This window comes from Vagococcus salmoninarum, from assembly GCF_003987495.1.
GTDB classification, from domain to species: Bacteria; Bacillota; Bacilli; order Lactobacillales; family Vagococcaceae; genus Vagococcus_D; species Vagococcus_D salmoninarum.
The window spans coordinates 103,812-122,434 of record NZ_NGJU01000005.1; the positions used below are offsets into that span (position 1 = coordinate 103,812).

Sequence of the window (18,623 nt, forward strand, 5' to 3'; positions counted from 1 at the left end):
ACAAAAACCCCACTAAACAGTACGTCTAGTGGGGTTACTTTTAAATGATTGGTAAAATTATGCTTTACCTTTTGAACCGAACCATTCGATTCTTTGTTTAACTAGTTCAGTTACAGCAGTTGTACCTGGTTCTAGTAATTTACGAGGGTCAAAACCTTTACCTTCAAGATCTTTTCCTTCTTCGATGTATTTACGTGTTGCTGCTGCAAAGACTTCTTGACATTCAGTGTTCACGTTAATTTTAGAAACACCTAGAGAAATTGCTTTTTGAACTTGCTCTAAAGGAATACCTGATCCACCGTGTAATACTAGCGGTTTGCCATCAGTTACATCAGCAATTGCTTGTAATGTATCAAAGCTTAAACCAGTCCAGTTTTCTGGGTAAGAACCGTGGATGTTACCAATACCAGCAGCTAGGAAATCAATTCCTGTATCTGACATTTGTTTACATTCAGCTGGATCTGCTAATTCACCAGAACCGATAATTCCGTCTTCTTCGCCGCCGATGCTGCCAACTTCACATTCTACTGAAACGCCAGCAGCGTGAGCTTTCGCAACAACTTGTTTTGCTTCTTCTAAGTTTTTATCAAATGGATGATGAGAACCATCATACATCACTGATGTATAGCCTAATTCGATACATTTTAATGCATCTTCGTATTCACCATGGTCTAAATGTAGAGCTACTGGTACAGTAATTCCCATTGAGTCGATTAAATCTTGAACCATGTGGACACACATTTGGTAGCCACCCATGTATTTCGCAGCGCCCATTGAAGTTTGAATCATTACTGGAGATTTAGATTCTTCAGCACCTTTAAGAATAGCTTTCGTCCATTCTAAGTTGTTCGTGTTAAAAGCTCCGATTGCGTATTGACCTTCACGTGCTTTTTGTAACATTTCTGTTGCTGATACTAATGCCATTTAAAATTCCTCCTATTATTGGAAAACTATTTTGTTAAGTCATACTTAACTGACATACATATTTTATCAGAAATAAGAGTACATTTCTACCTATATTGCTAAAATTGTCAGTTAATTTGAAAATTCTTTCACATTTTCATGGAATTACCATCTAATATCGTGAATTAGTGAACTAAACTCGCAGCGATAAATGCAGCGAAGAGTTTTTGTGGACGATTAGGTCGTGAAATAAGTTCAGGATGAAATTGGGCTGCAACGAAAAATGGGTGATTATTCAGCTCAATAATTTCAACTAAACGATTATCTGGTGACGTTCCTGAAAAAACGAACCCTTTGTCTGCCATTATTTGACGGTAGTCATTATTAAACTCGTAACGGTGACGGTGACGCTCTTGAACTTCCGCAACTTCCCCATAAGCTTGCCACGCTAGACTACCAGGTTTCAAGACACAAGGGTATAAACCTAAACGTAAAGTTCCCCCTAAATTAGCCACATCCACTTGATCTGCCATCAAATCAATAATGTTATGTTCTAAGTTAGCCTCATTTTCAGCTGATCCTGCCTTAGCTAAGCCTAGCACATTACGTGCAAACTCAATACATGCCAGTTGCATTCCTAAACAAATTCCTAAGAAAGGCACTTGCTGCTCACGGGCATATTTAATCGCTGTGATTTTACCTTCTAAGCCTCGGTCACCAAAGCCTCCTGGTACAATAATCCCCTGGGCACTAGCTAGTTTCTCGGCTACGTTGTCCTCTGTTAAACTAGCTGAATCGACCCAGTCAATCTCAATGTCGCTGTCATGGGCAAAGCCAGCATGTTTTAAGGCTTCGACTACTGATAAATAGGCATCTTGTAATTCTACGTACTTACCCACTAAGGCAATCCGGGTTTTTTTGCTTAAATTTAAGACTTTTTGTTCTAAAGCTAACCATTCAGTCATGTCCGCTTCAGGGGTTTCTAAACCTAAATGCTGACAAACAATTTCGTCCATCCCTTGTTTTTTCAAGTTCAATGGAATTGAGTACAACGTATTAACATCCAGAGATTCAATCACGGCTTCTGTTTCCACATCACAAAAGAGCGCTAACTTCTCTTTCATACTTTCAGAAATGGGTTCTTCTGTCCGAACTACTAAAATATTTGGTTGAATTCCTAAACTTCTTAATTCTTTGACACTGTGTTGGGTTGGTTTAGTTTTCATTTCCCCAGCTGCTTTCAAATAAGGAATTAAAGTCGTATGAATGTACATCACATTATCAGAGCCAACATCTCGCTTCATTTGTCTTAAGGCTTCTAAAAATGGTAATGACTCAATATCCCCAACAGTTCCGCCGACTTCCGTTATAATAACATCGGCATTCGTCGTTTCCGCCGCCCGCATAATTCGGCTTTTTAATTCATCAGTGACATGAGGGATCACTTGGACAGTCGCTCCTAAGTACTCCCCTTTCCGTTCTTTCCGCAAGACTTCTGAATATATTTTACCAGTTGTGACATTTGAGTATTGATTTAAGTTAATATCAATAAACCGCTCATAGTGACCTAAATCTAAATCTGTTTCCGCACCATCATCCGTGACGAAAACTTCACCATGTTGATAAGGACTCATTGTTCCTGGATCAATGTTGATATAAGGATCGAATTTTTGAATTGTTACATTTAATCCGCGATTTTTCAGCAATCTACCTAAAGATGCTGCGACAATTCCTTTGCCAATCGATGAAACAACCCCACCTGTTACAAAAATATACTTCGTCATTCAAAAAACCCCTTTTCAACTATTTTTTGGGAACAACACTGCTTTTTAAGCGAACTCATAAAAATTAAAAAACTCCCTATTCATAGCTGAATAGGGAGCGAAAGTTATAATTTTGGCTACTCATTTTCAAGAGTGCCCAATAAAAATAATACAAGTAAATGGGACCTAAGTCAATCATAACTTTTGTTTTTTTTAATAAAAACCAGAACCTTTTTGATTCGTATCAATCATAATATTTTTCGTTTGACTGTAAGCATCTAACATTGATTTATACGTTTCCCGGCCAATTCCTGATTGCTTGTACCCGCCAAAAGGTGCCCCAGCTGGAATCGCATTATACGTATTAACCCAGACTCGACCTGTTTCTAAACGGCGCCCGACTTCTAAAGCGGTGTTAAGATTTTCCGTCCAAACTCCGCCACCTAAACCGTAAATTGAATCGTTAGCCATCGCTACTACATCATCAATCTCATTAAATTTAATGACAACAGCTACTGGTCCAAAGATTTCTTCTTGTGCCACTCGCATGTCGTTCGTCACATTAGTTAATAAGGTTGGTTCTAAGAAGTAACCTTTTTCTCGTCCTTGATCCAGTAATCGTTGACCGCCAGCTTGTAAGTGGGCGCCTTCAGCTTGACCGACTTTAATCATCTCTAAAATTTGATTCATTTGTTTTTCCGAAACTTGGGCACCCATTTGCGTTTCTAGGTCAATTGGTGAGCCGACTTTGACTTTATTAAAGGCGATAGTTAAAGCTGCGACAAATTTATCGTAAATGCCGGCTTGAACAAAGATTCGTGAACCAGCACTACAAACTTGACCTTGGTTAAATAAAATTCCCATTTGAGCCCCATCAATGGCTTTTTCAAATGGCATATCGTCAAAGAAAATATTGGCTGACTTGCCACCTAGTTCTAAAGTCGCTGGGACTAAACGTTTAGCAGCGGCAATCCCGACATTGCGCCCGACTTCGGTAGAACCGGTAAAGGCTAATTTATGAATGCCTTCGTGATGTAACATGTACTCGCCTGATTTAGAACCTTTACCAGTAATAATGTTTAAGACGCCTTTTGGTAAGACGCCGTCAATAATCTTAGCGAACTCAAGTAAACTTAGTGAAGTACTTGATGAGGGATGAATAATCACCGTATTACCTGCAGCTAAGGCTGGGGCAATTTTCCAAGCAGCCATTAAAAATGGGAAATTCCAAGGAATAATTTGCCCAACAACACCGATTGGTTCCTTGATAACAATACTCATTAAATTATTAGTTAAATTTTGAGCGGCCCCTTCTTCACTACGAACAACCCCAGCAAAGTATCTAAAATGATCCGCGGCACTTGGCACATCGACATTTAAAGTTTCCCGAATCGGTTTACCATTATCTAAAGTTTCCACTAAAGCTAAATGTTCTTGATTCTCTTCAATTAAATCAGCAATTTTTAATAATAAGTTGCTACGTTCTGTCAAAGTTGTTTGACGCCAAGTTTTTAAGGCTTGATTCGCTGCTAAGACGGCTTGATCAACATCTTGATCAGTAGCATCAACAAATGTCGCTAACTCTTCTCCAGTTGCCGGGTTAGTCGCAGTAATCACTTTTCCACCTGTACCATTTGACCATTTACCATCAATATATAAGCCGTATTGCTCTTGTAAGTTTAGTTCTAACATAAAATATCTTCCTCCAATAATTGTTTTTGTATGACTTAACGACTATTTTACCGCTTTCATTTTTAAAAGCAAGTAATTTGTTTTCAACTGTAGACATCGACTTACAAAGCTATACCAATTTATAAAAAAACGTAAAAAAAAAACGAATAGACTGGAAATATTAACTAGTCTGATTCGCATTGGAAATTTTTATTTAATTTTCTACTCTATTTATTGATTCTTTCAACTTTTTTTATAACTTCTTTAGATTTACTTAATCGCTCAATACTCACATCATAATGCCTAGATGCATAGGCTGAAAATAGGATGTCTACGGTAAATAGTTGAACTAACATTGACGTCGTTCCAGAGCTCCGTAGCACTGCTTCACCACCACTTGCTGTCAATAGAACCGCATCCGCTAATCGAGCTAATCTCGAACTCCCATCCTTCGTTACAACAATGACTTTAATTTTTTGTTCTCTAGCAATTTTAGCTAAATGAATGACTTCGAGCTTTTCTCCAGAATTAGATACAGCTATAAAAACACCTTTTTTAGGATTAGTTACTAATGAAGTTGCTAACAAATGGTAGTCTTTTGTGAATAATACATTTTTACCGATTCTAGTTAACTTTTGGAACACATCCTCAGCTACCAGCCCTGAGGATCCAATACCATAAGTATATTGAACTTCGGAATCTTCGATAAAATCAAGGCTTTTTTCTATCATACTATCATCTAGTTTATGTATTGTTTCGTTAAAAGAACTCGCAATTTTATAATTAAGTTTCTTTTTAATTTGTAAGATTTCTTCATTCTTCACAATATCCGTGTGTAATTTCTCTTCAATTTCAGGTAAAACTTTTGAAATATTTAATTTCAAATCAGTAAACCCTTCTAGTCCTAAAGAATAGCATAATCGGACAATTGTTGCAGGGCTTGATGAAGCAGCCTTCGCTAATGTCGTAACATTCATATGAATGACTTTTGTTGAATTGGATAAAATCCATTCCGCTAATTTTTTTTCAGCTTTTGGTAAATTTGCAAGCTCTTCTTGAATTAGAAATAAGATATTTTTTGGCATTTTGCTCACCTCCTCCTTATCATACAACGATTAAAAAAGACATACAATCATTAATTCAATTGTATGTCTCTTATTTATTCTAAAGATGCTTCGGAATTTCTAATAAACCTTCAATTTTGGCGGTTGCACGAGACTGGTCTACACCATAGCGTAAATCTTGAATTGCTAATGTTTCAATATCCGCCTCCATAGCCGCTGTGATGCCATGGGCTGAATCTTCAATCACTAAACATTCCTCAGCAGATAAGTTCAACTGTGACAATGTATATAAATATATCTCAGGATGTGGTTTAGATTTGTCAAACCATCTACCGCTAACAACTGTATCAAAATAGTTAACTATCTCTAGTTCTTTCAACACCGTCATAATACCAACTTCACTTCCAGAAGAAGCTACTGCTAGTTTTAAACCTCGTTTCTGAAGTATCTTTAATGTTTCAAAAAGACCTGGTTGAATAATTTCACGATAATTGAGTTTAAACTGTTGACCATACTCCTGATAAGCTTGTTTTAACCGTAATTGTTTTTCTTTTTCATCTGGAAATAGATGTAAAAACATATCATCTGGATTTGAACCAATAAATAAACGTTGTTCTTCATCCGTTAATTTAATTCCTTGTTCTTCAAAAAAGTGCTGGCGACGGTTGCGATAGTGTGGTTCTGAATCAATCAACACCCCATCTAAATCGAATATAACAGCTTTTTTCATCTTATCCTAAGCGCATTTCTTCAGTTGTCCCAAAGAAGTAAGTTGCTAGGAACCCACCTGCATAACCCGCTAGTAACCCTAGAACATACCCTAACCATTTGCCATCAGCAATTAAGAAAATTAAGGCTACACCACTTGGTCCAACTGAAGTGGCTCCAATATTTCCAATTAATCCTAAAACGGCACCACCAATACCACCACCGATACAGGCAGTTAAGAAGGGGCGACCTAAAGGTAACGTCACACCATAAATTAGTGGCTCACCAATTCCTAAGATCCCAACTGGTAAAGCACCTTTAATTAATTCAGTTAACTCTTGATTTTTTTTACATCTAACCCATAAAGCAATTGCAGCTCCAACTTGTCCTGCACCTGCCATCGCTAAAATTGGTAATAGTAACGTCCGACCTGTTTGTTCAATCATTTCTAAGTGAACTGGTGTTAAAATTTGGTGTAAACCAAACATTACCATCGGTAAGAAAGTTAAGCCTAAAACAAAACCGGAGAAGGCTCCGCCAACACTTAAGATCCAGTTTAAAACACCAACTAATGAATTAGAGACTGCACCAGCAATTGGCATAATTAAGAAAATTGTTGCTAGGCCCATGACTAACAATGTAATCGTTGGAGTAACAATAATATCGATTGAATCAGGTACAACTTTTCTTAGTTTTTTCTCAACAAATGACATAATCCAAACCGCAAAGATAACACCAATAACTCCACCTTGCCCTGCGCTTAAGTTACCACCTGTAAAGATATTCGGTAACGGAGCTTCCGGGTTCATACCTGTCAGCATCGTCACACCACCAATAACGCCACCTAAACTTGGTGAAGCGCCAAATTCTTTGGCACTGTTAATCCCAACATATAAAACTAGGTATGCAAACACACCATTTTTAATAATATTCATCACTGTAACAATATTGGCCCAACTCTCACCAGTAATCGTTCCAGCTACTAACATATTTCCTAATACGGAAGCAAATCCACCAATAATCCCGGCACCAACAAAGGCAGGAATTAAAGGTACAAAGATATTAGAGATTGCTTTCAAGGCCTTTGACCACGGTTTTTGGTTCTTTCTTTTAACTTCTGCCTTCATTGCAGCTGCTTTTTCTTCAACAGCATCTTTGCTATTTTTAGTTGTCGTTGGAAATTCATCACCTAAATTAACTCCAGCCATTTCAACCATCTCTTGAGCAACTTTATTAACCGTACCAGGTCCAATGACAACTTGTAAGGTTTCATCTTCGACAACACCAAGAACACCAGCAACTGCTTTCAAACCGACTAAATCAACTTTATCGTAATCTTTAATCCCCATTCTAACTCTAGTCATACAATGTACTACCTTACTAACATTTCCCATGCCACCAACATTATCATAAATTCCTGAAGCGATATTTTTAATTTTATCAGTCATTTTTCTTCCTCCTCTTAAAGTGTTCCACGTACAAAGCCATTACTATCTGTTAATTTATTAATAGCTTCAGCTTTTTCAACATTAGTTAATACCATGACAATTGCCACCTTAACATTTTGATCAGCCTTTTCGAAGTTTAATGTTGCCACTTCATAAGAACAATCTGTCGCTTCCATGATGATGCGTTTAGCTCGTTCAACTAATTTTTCATTTGTTGGCTTCACATCAACCATTAAATTTTTATAAGCTTTCCCTATTCTAATCATTGAGGCAGTTGATAACATATTTAATACTAACTTTTGGGCTGTTCCTGATTTCAGACGGGTTGAACCTGTTAGAATTTCTGGTCCAACTTCAACTTCAATCGGGTACATTGCGTGTTTACTAATTTCAGCATTTGCGTTACATGCAATCGTTGCCGTTGTGGCATTTACTTCTCTAGCGTAGTCGAGACCACCAATTACGTAAGGTGTCCGACCACTAGCAGCAATCCCAACAACAATATCTTTACTTGATAAATTTATTGCGATTAAGTCTTCTCGTCCTAACTCTTTTGAGTCTTCAGCTCCTTCAACAGCCACCGTCATCGCACTCATGCCACCAGCAATTAATCCTTGAACCATTTCAGGCTCAGTTCCAAAAGTTGGTACACATTCAGCCGCATCTAAAATACCTAAACGACCACTTGTGCCCGCTCCTGTGTATATTAATCTTCCGCCGTCATTAAAAGCTTCGACAATTTTGTCAACGACTAAACCAATTTGCGGTAACTCTTTCTCGATTGCAAGTGGTACATTTCGATCCTCATTATTCATCATTTGAATAATTTCAGTTGAACTCATTGTATCTAAAGTCATTGTTTTTTGATTACGTGTTTCTGTTGTAAGTTCATTTAAATTCATTTTTTGATTTTTTCCTTTCTATTGGCGAAACTCAAATTTAGTTCCAGGTTTAATAAATTGAATTAAAGCCTCATCCTTGGCTTTTATTTGGGCAACAACATTTACTCTAGAATCTGCTAATAATGTTTGCTTAGCTACTTGTAATTCACCCATATAACGACCATAGAGCTGATTATCTAAAGTTATTGCACCACAATTTCTAATAATGCTATTTTCTTGCTGAATCTGGGGTAATTTTTTGAAACGTGCTTCTTGACTTCGAATAACATCTCTGGCATCGTCGACTCGATTAGTATGACATCCTATGAATAAATCTTTATATGTATCAGAATAAATAGTAACGTAAAATAATAATTTCATCTCTAATTCATAAGTCATAAATTGTAGAGCCAATTCTTGACTGAGCTCTTCATCCCCAATGTACACATCTTCTACATAGCAAGCTTGTTTTAATTCTAAGGCACAAGCTAGGGGGTGTAGATTGCGATGTTTTTCTAAAGTTGGTAAGTGATTATATAAAGGACCTCTTAATTTTTTATCCCCAGGAGCAAAGGCCACGACTTTTAATCCTTTGCCAATCAACCATTGATTGGTAGCAATAAAACTAGTCTTCGCTAATCCCGTATTTTCTCGAGGATAATAATTATGCCAAAGTTCCATCTGACTAAAATCAGCATTATTCTTTGTTAACTGGGCAAATTCTTGCTCAGTTAATGTACTAGCATTAAGACCAACAGTCATTATTCGAGAAACTTTAGCTATTAGTGCCATCTCAATCCCATAGTCCATCCTTATTCCAGTAATTCCATATTCCTTTAAGCGTAAAAGATCATCTCTTGATTCAATATCAATAGAAATCGCTTCCAAAGCTTTAGCAGAAATATCTACCATTAGTGTTAAGTCTAGCTCTTTAGTCAACTTCCCTAAAGAAATAAGTCTTTCTAAATACAAGGAACTATCGTCTTCTGGTATATGCAGTGATGTAAAAACACCCTTAAAACCATGTTCTTTCATCATTTTGATATAAGCTTTTTTTTTTTCTGAAAGAACTTCACCTACAAATATTGAAAAACCGTTAATTTTTTCCACCTCCCTTAATCCGCTTTCATTATACAACTAAAGAAATATTATTTCAAGTATTTTAAAAAATAATAAAAAATAAGGAATAACATTCCACAAAAAAAGACGAGCGACTCTAAAATAAGAGGCGCTCGTCTTTTCACATTTCCTAGTTAATTTTTTTCCAAATAATCTAAAGCATCATGAACGGTTTTAACAGGAACAACTTTCATCTTCGTTTTAATTTCCTTAGCCGCAATCACTGCTTCTTGGTAATTTGTCAACAAATCTGGATTGTCTTTCATAATTTCTTCGCTGTATTCTTCCTCTGGTGCGAAGAAGATTGTCGCACCTGCCCGGTCAGCTGCGACAATTTTTTTATCGATGCCACCAATGCTCCCTACTGTGCCATCTTCATTGATGGTTCCTGTTCCAGCAATCTCACGGCCCCTACGGCTGTCTTTACTTGCAAGTAAGTCGTAAAGCTCAAGGGTAAACATTAGACCAGCTGAGGGTCCACCAATGTCTTCTGTCTTGATATTGACCTCTCTTTGGGTTTCTAGTTCACTATGATCGACTAAAGTAATCCCAATCCCGGCTCGCTTTTGCCCTTCTAATTCAATCAAAGCGCCCGTTGCTGATTTTTCAACACCATCTCGGCGAAACTTAATCGTTAATTCTTCCCCAGCTTTTTTACTAGAAACGTAATCCATAAACTCTTGAGAATTTTTAAACTGCTGCTCATCTACTTGATAAACAATGTCTCCCATTTTTAATTCCTTAGCAAATTTGGACTGACTTAAGACGTTTAAAACATAGACTCCTTTGTATTGAAATTCATAAGGCTCCTTAGCTAAATCTAAAGCAACCTTTTTAGCCATATTTTCTGATGATGTCATTTGGAATTTCGAAATCTCGTCAAACTCTTCGTCAGTAGATTCTCCCATCAAGTCTTGTTTACTAACAATTTCTTGAAACGGCAAAAATTTGGCTGCGATTAAACTAACAAGAGTTCCTTGACGAATTCCAACAGTTGTTAACATATAAGAGCCTTCTTCATTATTTCGTTGGCCATCAACTGAGACAAAGTCTCGAACGTTTTCCGCTGAGCCAGGGACTTCGATATAGTATGGCAAACGAATCACCACACTGGCAATGACCATCACACTTAAAACAATCATCAAAATTGATTTAAGCAATTCTCTTTTATTATTTTTCATCTTTCACTCTAATCCAACTACTAAAAGTAGCTAATTTTATTTTTTATACTTAGTAATAATTGCTTGATTAACACAGGTCGGGACAAAAGGTGAGACGTCACCGTGAAACTTTGCAATTTCTTTAATGATGCTTGAACTGACATTGCTATATTTTTCATCTGCTAAAAGAAAAACCGTTTCTACCCGCTCATTTAATTTCGTATTCATAAAGGCAATATTTTTTTCATATTCATAGTCAGTAATATTACGAATCCCTCTAATTAAAAATTTAGCCCCTAAAGACTCAGCAATATCAACAGTCAGCCCATCTAGTTGGGAGATGACTTTAACATTTGGCAACTCTTTCACTGCTTCTTCAGCTAAGGCGATTTTTTCAGCCGTTGTAAATAAGCCTTTTTTAGTCGTATTTGTAAAAATACCGATAATAACTTCATCAAACAAAGCCGCTGAACGCTCCACTGTATTTAAGTGCCCACTTGTAAAGGGATCAAAACTACCAGGGAAAAGAGCAATTTTTTTTGTCATTTTTACTCCGACCTTTCATAAATAACGATTTCAGTACTGCCATATTTTTGGCGTTTTTTTAACTTGTAACCTGGTACTTCTGAAGGCAAGTCTGCCCGTTTATCTGTTTCACAAATGATGTAGGCATCTGAGGCTAAGATACCTAACTCAACCATGAGCAGTAATTCTTCTTCAATGACTTGGTCGGCATAAGGGGGGTCTAAAAAAACGTAATCTAAGATCAGACCTTTTCTAGCAATTTCTTTCAAGGCTAAGTTAGCCGTATTTTTAATGGTCATAAACTTTTCTGTTTCTTTTGTCATTGCAATGTTTTCTTTGATGACTTTGATTGCGTGACCGCTGCGATCGACACAAATTCCTTGATTACAGCCTCTTGAAACAGCCTCAATCGCTAATGAGCCACTGCCAGCATATAAATCTAAAGCGATCCCGCCATCAAAGTAAGGGCCAATCATATTGAAAATTGATTCTTTTACTTTGTCAGTTGTCGGTCGGGTATTGTCCCCTGGTAATGATTTTAATCGTCGTCCACCATATTCACCTGTTATTACTCTCATCTTACTTTCACACTGCTTTCTCTCAAATTCTTTACTATGTCTATTTTAGCTGATAAAAAGGAAAAAAGCATGAAGAATTGATCGAACTTGAGAGGTCATTTCAAATTTATCAATTTTACATGCTTAAACTTTTTCTGATAAAACTATTTTAGTCGTTAACTCTTCAACTTCAAAGCCGTCATCTTCTAATTTTAACGTCTCTTCAAGACCGATTCGTTCCCCAAAGTTCATTTCAACATCTGGTCGGAATGAGCGGTCAACGCCACGAACAAAATGTAATTTACCTAGAGCAGTATAGTTACTTTCGACTTCAACTTCATCCATGTAAATGACAACATATTTCATCTTCCGGGAGACATGGGCAATCGTTCCATAGCGTTTTAAGACTTTTAATTGTCGTAAACTATAAACCCAGACGATGAGCGCTCTTCTAGGAATGACTGAAAATTTTGGTGTTTCAATTTCATTAATTGTTTCTTGCTTATCCAACACTACAACTCCCTCCGCAACCTTTTGTGGCAAACTCAAAGAAAGGATTGCCGGCATCGATTTTTATATTCACTGATACTTTTTGAGCAATGTCATAACTGATCCGATCTAAGACTTCTTGCAGCTCTCTTTCACTAATCCGAAAAGCCGAAACATGCTCATCCATATCTAATTGGCGTTTTTCTTGCCGTAATTTCCGGCGTTTTTCTGTGTAATCCGGAGCAAACTTACCATAAGCTTCCACTCGTTCGTAAGCTTCTCGGGCTTTAATAAAGGCTTGTTCCTTCTGCTGGGTTGCCGGTGTATTTGCAATAAGATAACGGTAGTTTAGATGATCATTTGCCACCGAGCTTGCCATTATTTTATCACATAACTCTTGGACACAGTCTTCAATTTCAAAGACTTCTTCTGTAAAAATCATAAGTTTCCCGCCTCCTTATCACGTTCTTGCGATAGTTCTTGTTTTATATTTTGCTCATTAGAACTGGCACTACTACTATCTTTTGTTGAGACTTTTTCATCTAAAATCACAAATAGTACAACATCTTTAGAAAAAGCTACCCCTACTTCTTTATCTGTGACATGAGTTAACTGATCTTGGGATAATATATCACTGTACCAGCTCATTAATAAAAAGGGCACATCATATGCTGGACTATAAAAGACACTATGAATCTTCTTAGGATCTAAGTCCCCTGATTCAAGGAGCTTGTCTTGTTCTTTAGTCGTTAATTCTAACGGATCATTAAATTTATAACTGTTTTCGTGAGCCTGCCACTCTTCTAAACGGTTTTTTTGATCAAATATTTTTTCAGGGTGATTCGAGATTGTGTTAACGGCTTTTTGCGTGCTTTCAATAAGCTCTTTCGAATACACATAAGGCAGGTGTTTGTCCCGTTTTCTGAGAATTCCTAAAATTGTCTGAAATTGTCGTTCACTGTCACTGTTAACGAGAGCCCAATCGGCTTTTTGATTGATAACTTCATCAACTAGCTCACCTTCATGAAGCTCATAAGGCATTAGTCGTAACAAGACTGACTTATCAAGATACCGGACACCTATAATTTTACCTGTTCTTTCGTTTAAATGCAAAATTGCGAAACTCTCATTGTCAAAAGCCACTAATGGCCGATAAGACATATCTTTTTCTGTTAATTCTATTTTGTATTTTTGACCTTTCTTTTCAAAATCGAAATTTGAAAAGATTGTCGTAATATTACTAATTTCGCCAATACTCATGCCAATTTTAAAAGGTGCTACTGGTAATTCTTGACCTAACACAAAAATTGAGGCAATTTTTTGATTTTTAACAGCCACTTGTAAATAGTCTTTTTCATCTTCACCAAGAATCCACCAACTATAACCTAGAGCTGTTTCTTGGATTTCGATTGGTTCGCCATAATGTTTTGTTAATTCCTCAGTATTTTTACCGATTAAACTAGCAAAGCCTTTAGCTGGTAGTTTCCCGTAAGGTATTTCAGCCTTCTTTTTATCTTTGGCTTTTTTTTCGATTTTAGGTGGACTCGCAACTTTTCTATTAGGAAAAGCAATGGGTTCTCCGTAAGCTACAAGCATGAAACAAAGAAAAATGACAATAAATTGAAGAAAACGTTTCATGCTATAACCTACTTTCTTTTACTTACTAAGCATTTCTAAGAGTAAATCTCCTGAAAGGATACTTTCACCATCAGTGACATGGACTGTTTTGATTTCACCATCAAAACTAGCTTGAATTGTCGTTTCCATCTTCATCGCTTCAGTTACTAATAAAGGATCACCTTTTTTAACTTGGTCGCCTTTTTTGACGAGGACTTCTAAAACAGAACCTGACATCGTCGCACCAACATGTTCACGTTTCGTTGGCTCAGCTTTTTGTTTAACCGTAATTAATGATTTGATGTTACTGTCTTTAATTAAGATTTCTCGACGTTGGCCATTGAAAGTAAAGAAGAGAATTCGCTTGCCTTCTAAGTCTGGTTCGCCGACTTGATCTAAAGTAATAATTAAGGTCTTACCTTTTTCAATTTCTAAGTGAATTGTCTCGTTTGGTCGCATTCCATAAAAGAAGGTCGGTGTATCTAGTAACGTGACATCACCAAATTCTTGATACATTTTTGTATAGTCTAAGAAGACTTGAGGATACATTAAGTAGCTTAAGACTTCTTCTTGTTGGGGTTGGCGACCAATTAAAGCCCCTAGTTCCGTGGCAACTGCTTTAAAATCAACAGCTTTCGCTAATGACCCTGGTCGTACCGTGATTGCCGGTTTTCCTTTTAAAATAAGTGTTTTAAGTTTTTCTGGGAAGCCACCTGTGGGCTGTCCTAAATTACCTTGGAAAAGATTGACAACAGACTCTGGGAAACTCAAGGTTTCTCCTCGTTCATAGACATCTGCTTCGCTTAACTCATTTTGAACCATAAACAAGGCCATGTCACCAACAACTTTCGATGAAGGCGTGACTTTGACAATATCACCAAACATTTGGTTAACGACAGCATACATCTTCTTAACATCATCCCACTGATCACTTAAACCAACGGCTTTCGCTTGTTGTTGTAAGTTAGAATATTGGCCACCAGGCATTTCATGGGAATAAACTTCTGTTTGCGGGGCACTGACACCATTTTCAAAAGGATGGTAGAAACTCCGAACACTTTCCCAGTAATGATTGACCTTTTGGACATTCTCAATATTAATATCTGGGGTTCTCGCACCATTAACTAGAGCATAGTATAAACTACTCATACTCGGCTGACTGGTAGCACTACTCATGGCACTTAAGGCCACATCGACAATATCAACACCGGCTTTTGTGGCTGCTGAATAAGTGATAATGCCATTGCCACTCGTGTCATGAGTATGTAAATGAATCGGTAAATCTACTGTGGCTTTTAATTCACCTATTAAACGATAAGCGGCTTGTGGTTTTAATAAGCCAGCCATATCTTTAATGGCAATAATATGAGCACCCATTTTTTGAAGCTCTAAGGCCATCTCTTTGTAATATTGGACATTGTATTTCGCTCTGCTAGGATCATTAATATCACCGGTATAACAAATCGCCGCTTCGGCAATTTTACCAGTGTCTCGGACTACTTGAATACTTTTTTCCATTTGTGGCAACCAGTTTAAGCTATCAAAAATTCTGAAGACATCAATGCCTTGACGAGCCGATTCTTTAATAAACTCTTCAATCACATTGTCTGGGTAGTTTTGATAACCAACGGCATTGGAGCCACGGAACAACATTTGCAGTAAAGTATTAGGCATTTGCTCTCGTAATTGACGGAGACGAACCCAAGGGTCTTCATTTAAGAAACGGTAAGCCACGTCAAAGGTCGCGCCACCCCACATCTCACTTGAGAATAACTCAGGTATGGCTTCCTCGGTCAGCTTGGCGATTTTTTGCATGTTTTGAGTTCTCACCCGGGTTGCTAACAAACTTTGATGAGCATCACGGAAAGTCGTATCAGTTAGTAAGACATTTTCTTGCTTCCCGATCCATTTAACAACACCGTCGGCACCCTTTTGATCTAAGACATTTTTAGCAGTAATTAATTCTTGTCTAAGAATTTTTTTCGGTAAACTAGCTGCTTCAAAGAAACGTTTCTCTTCTTTGCCAACTCCTGGAAAACCATTAACAGTGACCCCGCCAATGTATTTCAAGGTTTTGTTTCCAGCGTCACCTAGTGATTTAAAATCAAATAAACTTGAAGTATTATCAATAAACGTCGTTGTCGCAGCGCCTGATTTAAAGGTCGGGTGATTAATTACATTAGCTAAAAAGGCTACATTAGTTTTGACACCGCGAATTCTAAATTCTTTTAAGGCTCGTCGCATCCGATTAACACTTTTATCAAAGTCCGTTCCAAAAGTACAAACTTTAACTAAGAGTGAATCAAAGTGCGGCGTCACACTTGAACCAACATAAGCATTGCCCATGTCTAACCGGACGCCTAAACCACCTGGCGAACGGTAAGTATCAATAGTTCCCGTATCTGGCATAAAGTCATTTTGGGGATCTTCCGTCGTAATCCGACATTGAATCGCTGTTCCCCTTAGTTGGATATCTGCTTGTAACGGAATGCCAATGTCTTGATGTAAATCTTGACCTGAGGCAATTAGTAACTGACTGACAACAATGTCAATATCCGTGACTAATTCAGTAATCGTATGTTCCACTTGGACTCGTGGGTTAACTTCGATAAAGTAATAGTTATCCCCTTCGACTAAAAATTCCACGGTTCCAGCATTAATATAGCCTACATGTGACATTAGCTGAACAGCAGCACCACAAATTTCTTGGCGGAAGTCTTCACTCATTGAGACACAAGGTGCCACTTCAACAACTTTTTGGTGACGTCGTTGAACAGAGCAATCCCGTTCAAATAAATGGATCACGTTGCCGTGAGTGTCCCCTAAAATTTGGACTTCAATATGTTTTGGGTTTAAGATGTAACGTTCGACATACACTTCATCATTACCAAAAGCTGCTTTGGCTTCACTTTTAGCTCTAACAAAGCCATCCCGCGCTTCAACTTCATTATGAGCGACCCGCATGCCCCGACCACCGCCACCTAAGGCTGCTTTGATCATAATCGGATAACCATAAGTGTCTGCAAAGGCTAAAACACCTTCAATTGTCGGCACTGGTCCATCTGAGCCTGGAATAGAAGCGATGCCCGCAGCAATAGCCGCTTCTTTCGCTTTAATTTTATCGCCAAAAATATCTAAGTGATGAGGGCTTGGTCCAATAAAGATTAGCCCTTCTTCTTGACATCGTTTGGCAAATTGTAAGTTTTCTGATAAAAAGCCATAACCAGGGTGAATCCCGTCAACCCCAGCCTCTTTAGCAATTCTAATAATATCTTCAATATCCAGGTAGGCATCTATTGGTTTTTTCCCTGAACCAACTAAGTATGCTTCATCAGCTTTAAAACGATGCATTGAACTCTCATCTTCTAAGGCGTAAATCCCAACTGTCCGAATATTTAATTCCGTACAGGCACGAAACACCCGAATTGCGATTTCTCCACGGTTAGCTACTAAGACTTTTTTCATACTTTTCCCACCTTCATCATTTTTTCACTTCTTATACCGGCAATTCGATTATTTCAGCTTTTAAAGTTGCTGCTTGGTGGTGTCTTTTTCTTAACTCATCGGCCCGAATATTTAAAACAAAGCCGATACTAATTGATAACGTTAACAGACTTGAGCCGCCTTGACTTAAGAAAGGAAAAGTCACCCCTGTTAGTGGGATAATTCCCGTGATTCCACCAATATTAACGAAAGTTTGAATTAATAACATGCCGCCGATCCCTAAGCACATCAATGAATTAAAACTCGTTGTCGCTTTAATCCCTACCATAATAATTCTTAAAGTTAAAAATAGTAATATCCCTAATAAAAGGATTCCCACAAGGAGACCCATTTCTTCTAAAATAATTGAAAACATAAAATCTGAATGAGCTTCTGGTAAAAAGCCTTTCTTTTGAATACTGTTGCCTAAGCCTTTACCGAACCAACCACCACTATAAATAGCATAATAGGAGTTGACCATTTGATGACCTAAATTATAGACATCACGGAATGGATCTTGATACGAAGCAAAACGTCCATAGACATGAGAAAAATTAGCCGGATACCAACTTTCAGGAATTAAGGCTAAGAGTTGGATAACTGCCACACTAAAAAAGACACCACCGCCACCAATTACTAAAGCATAGATATAACTAACACCACTTGCTAACACAACAACTGATGCGATTAAGACAAGAATTGCCGCCCCACCAGTATCTGGTTGTATTAAGACTAAGCCAATGAGTAAACCGACTAAGAGTAATGGCTTTAGTGTCGCTTTTTTAAAATCTTTGACGATACCATCTTGCCGTCTAGCAAAAATATATGATAAATACCAAATAATCATAATCTTTAAAAATTCTGCTGGTTGAATACTGCCTAAAGGCCCCATTTTTATCCAACCTCGGGCCCCATTAAGTTCTGTTCCTAAAGGAGTAAATCGCGTTAGTAAAAGTAAGACACTAATCACGAAAATCCCAAACATAATAAATTGTTTATTTTGAAAAACTTTTGTTTTCATTTTATAAATAAACGCGATTAAAATCAGACTAATTATTAAAAATGCCGCTTCTTTTATCGCATCTGACCCTGCTGGTTTCGGATATAATTGATTCACTAAACGGTAAGAACTGGCACTGTATGCCATAATCACACCAAATACCGATAGTACTAAATAAGGGATTAAGATCCCGTAATCCATGTAATAAAACTTTTTAGCCTTTTTGGGCACTGAC

The 18,623-nt window shown here is 37.5% G+C and carries 16 protein-coding genes; all 16 read right to left on the reverse strand.

All coding sequences use genetic code 11. The annotated features are described in order from the left end of the window. Window positions 1-57: 57 nt before the first annotated feature. The 16 genes from CBF35_RS04665 to CBF35_RS04740 all read right to left on the reverse strand — a co-directional run bounded on the left by CBF35_RS04665 (window position 58) and on the right by CBF35_RS04740 (window position 18,619). Complete coding sequence (locus tag CBF35_RS04665) at window positions 58-924, reverse strand: class II fructose-bisphosphate aldolase (RefSeq protein ID WP_126778828.1); 867 nt, start codon at window positions 922-924, stop codon at window positions 58-60. 164 nt (window positions 925-1,088) lie between these two features. Next, a complete protein-coding gene (locus tag CBF35_RS04670; protein ID WP_126778829.1) occupies window positions 1,089-2,687 on the reverse strand; it encodes a CTP synthase in 1,599 nt (532 codons plus the stop codon). A gap of 192 nt (window positions 2,688-2,879) precedes the next feature. Continuing rightward, window positions 2,880-4,358: an aldehyde dehydrogenase family protein gene (locus tag CBF35_RS04675; RefSeq protein WP_126778830.1), complete on the reverse strand. Its 1,479-nt coding sequence runs from the start codon at window positions 4,356-4,358 to the stop codon at window positions 2,880-2,882. A gap of 206 nt (window positions 4,359-4,564) precedes the next feature. After that, window positions 4,565-5,422 carry a MurR/RpiR family transcriptional regulator gene (locus tag CBF35_RS04680; protein ID WP_126778831.1) on the reverse strand — a complete coding sequence of 286 codons (858 nt, stop codon included), beginning with the start codon at window positions 5,420-5,422 and terminating at the stop codon, window positions 4,565-4,567. 79 nt (window positions 5,423-5,501) lie between these two features. After that, window positions 5,502-6,131: an HAD family hydrolase gene (locus tag CBF35_RS04685; RefSeq protein WP_126778832.1), complete on the reverse strand. Its 630-nt coding sequence runs from the start codon at window positions 6,129-6,131 to the stop codon at window positions 5,502-5,504. 1 nt (window position 6,132) lies between these two features. Beyond that, complete coding sequence (locus CBF35_RS04690; protein WP_126778833.1) at window positions 6,133-7,557, reverse strand: PTS transporter subunit EIIC; 1,425 nt, start codon at window positions 7,555-7,557, stop codon at window positions 6,133-6,135. Between the two features lie 14 nt (window positions 7,558-7,571). Further along, the gene (murQ, locus tag CBF35_RS04695; protein WP_126778834.1) at window positions 7,572-8,459 is read right to left on the reverse strand and encodes an N-acetylmuramic acid 6-phosphate etherase; all 888 of its coding nucleotides are present in this window, start codon (window positions 8,457-8,459) and stop codon (window positions 7,572-7,574) included. Window positions 8,460-8,477: 18 nt separating this feature from the next. Continuing rightward, window positions 8,478-9,548 (reverse strand): DUF871 domain-containing protein, encoded by a 1,071-nt coding sequence (locus CBF35_RS04700; RefSeq protein WP_244922563.1) that lies wholly within the window; start codon window positions 9,546-9,548, stop codon window positions 8,478-8,480. Window positions 9,549-9,691: 143 nt separating this feature from the next. Further along, window positions 9,692-10,738, reverse strand: a complete 1,047-nt coding sequence (locus CBF35_RS04705; RefSeq protein ID WP_126778835.1) for a SepM family pheromone-processing serine protease — start codon at window positions 10,736-10,738, stop codon at window positions 9,692-9,694. A 36-nt stretch (window positions 10,739-10,774) separates the two neighbouring features. Further along, complete coding sequence (gene coaD, locus CBF35_RS04710) at window positions 10,775-11,263, reverse strand: pantetheine-phosphate adenylyltransferase (RefSeq protein ID WP_126778836.1); 489 nt, start codon at window positions 11,261-11,263, stop codon at window positions 10,775-10,777. A 2-nt stretch (window positions 11,264-11,265) separates the two neighbouring features. Then, entirely contained in the window at window positions 11,266-11,820 is a 555-nt protein-coding gene (gene rsmD, locus CBF35_RS04715; RefSeq protein WP_126778837.1) for a 16S rRNA (guanine(966)-N(2))-methyltransferase RsmD, read from the reverse strand. A gap of 123 nt (window positions 11,821-11,943) precedes the next feature. Continuing rightward, window positions 11,944-12,291 carry a YlbG family protein gene (locus CBF35_RS04720; RefSeq protein ID WP_407290321.1) on the reverse strand — a complete coding sequence of 116 codons (348 nt, stop codon included), beginning with the start codon at window positions 12,289-12,291 and terminating at the stop codon, window positions 11,944-11,946. A gap of 10 nt (window positions 12,292-12,301) precedes the next feature. Further along, window positions 12,302-12,730, reverse strand: coding sequence for a YlbF/YmcA family competence regulator (locus tag CBF35_RS04725; RefSeq protein ID WP_126778839.1), 429 nt, complete (start codon window positions 12,728-12,730; stop codon window positions 12,302-12,304). Further along, a complete protein-coding gene (locus tag CBF35_RS04730) occupies window positions 12,727-13,926 on the reverse strand; it encodes a CAP-associated domain-containing protein (RefSeq protein WP_126778840.1) in 1,200 nt (399 codons plus the stop codon). Before CBF35_RS04730 ends, CBF35_RS04725 begins: the two co-directional genes overlap by 4 nt. Before the next feature lie 18 nt (window positions 13,927-13,944). Continuing rightward, entirely contained in the window at window positions 13,945-17,370 is a 3,426-nt protein-coding gene (locus tag CBF35_RS04735) for a pyruvate carboxylase (RefSeq protein ID WP_126778841.1), read from the reverse strand. A gap of 31 nt (window positions 17,371-17,401) precedes the next feature. Next, entirely contained in the window at window positions 17,402-18,619 is a 1,218-nt protein-coding gene (locus CBF35_RS04740) for an FtsW/RodA/SpoVE family cell cycle protein (protein ID WP_126778842.1), read from the reverse strand. Between the last annotated feature and the right edge of the window lie 4 nt (window positions 18,620-18,623).

Bases quoted from the DNA above. Each gene is read 5' to 3' on its own strand.
- CBF35_RS04665 (WP_126778828.1), bottom strand. From the start codon at position 924: ATGGCATTAGTATCAGCAACAGAAATGTTACAAAAAGCACGTGAAGGT.
- CBF35_RS04670 (WP_126778829.1), bottom strand. From the start codon at position 2,687: ATGACGAAGTATATTTTTGTAACAGGTGGGGTTGTTTCATCGATTGGC.
- CBF35_RS04675 (WP_126778830.1), bottom strand. From the start codon at position 4,358: ATGTTAGAACTAAACTTACAAGAGCAATACGGCTTATATATTGATGGT.
- CBF35_RS04680 (WP_126778831.1), bottom strand. From the start codon at position 5,422: ATGCCAAAAAATATCTTATTTCTAATTCAAGAAGAGCTTGCAAATTTA.
- CBF35_RS04685 (WP_126778832.1), bottom strand. From the start codon at position 6,131: ATGAAAAAAGCTGTTATATTCGATTTAGATGGGGTGTTGATTGATTCA.
- CBF35_RS04690 (WP_126778833.1), bottom strand. From the start codon at position 7,557: ATGACTGATAAAATTAAAAATATCGCTTCAGGAATTTATGATAATGTT.
- murQ (WP_126778834.1), bottom strand. From the start codon at position 8,459: ATGAATTTAAATGAACTTACAACAGAAACACGTAATCAAAAAACAATG.
- CBF35_RS04705 (WP_126778835.1), bottom strand. From the start codon at position 10,738: ATGAAAAATAATAAAAGAGAATTGCTTAAATCAATTTTGATGATTGTT.
- coaD (WP_126778836.1), bottom strand. From the start codon at position 11,263: ATGACAAAAAAAATTGCTCTTTTCCCTGGTAGTTTTGATCCCTTTACA.
- rsmD (WP_126778837.1), bottom strand. From the start codon at position 11,820: ATGAGAGTAATAACAGGTGAATATGGTGGACGACGATTAAAATCATTA.
- CBF35_RS04725 (WP_126778839.1), bottom strand. From the start codon at position 12,730: ATGATTTTTACAGAAGAAGTCTTTGAAATTGAAGACTGTGTCCAAGAG.
- CBF35_RS04730 (WP_126778840.1), bottom strand. From the start codon at position 13,926: ATGAAACGTTTTCTTCAATTTATTGTCATTTTTCTTTGTTTCATGCTT.
- CBF35_RS04735 (WP_126778841.1), bottom strand. From the start codon at position 17,370: ATGAAAAAAGTCTTAGTAGCTAACCGTGGAGAAATCGCAATTCGGGTG.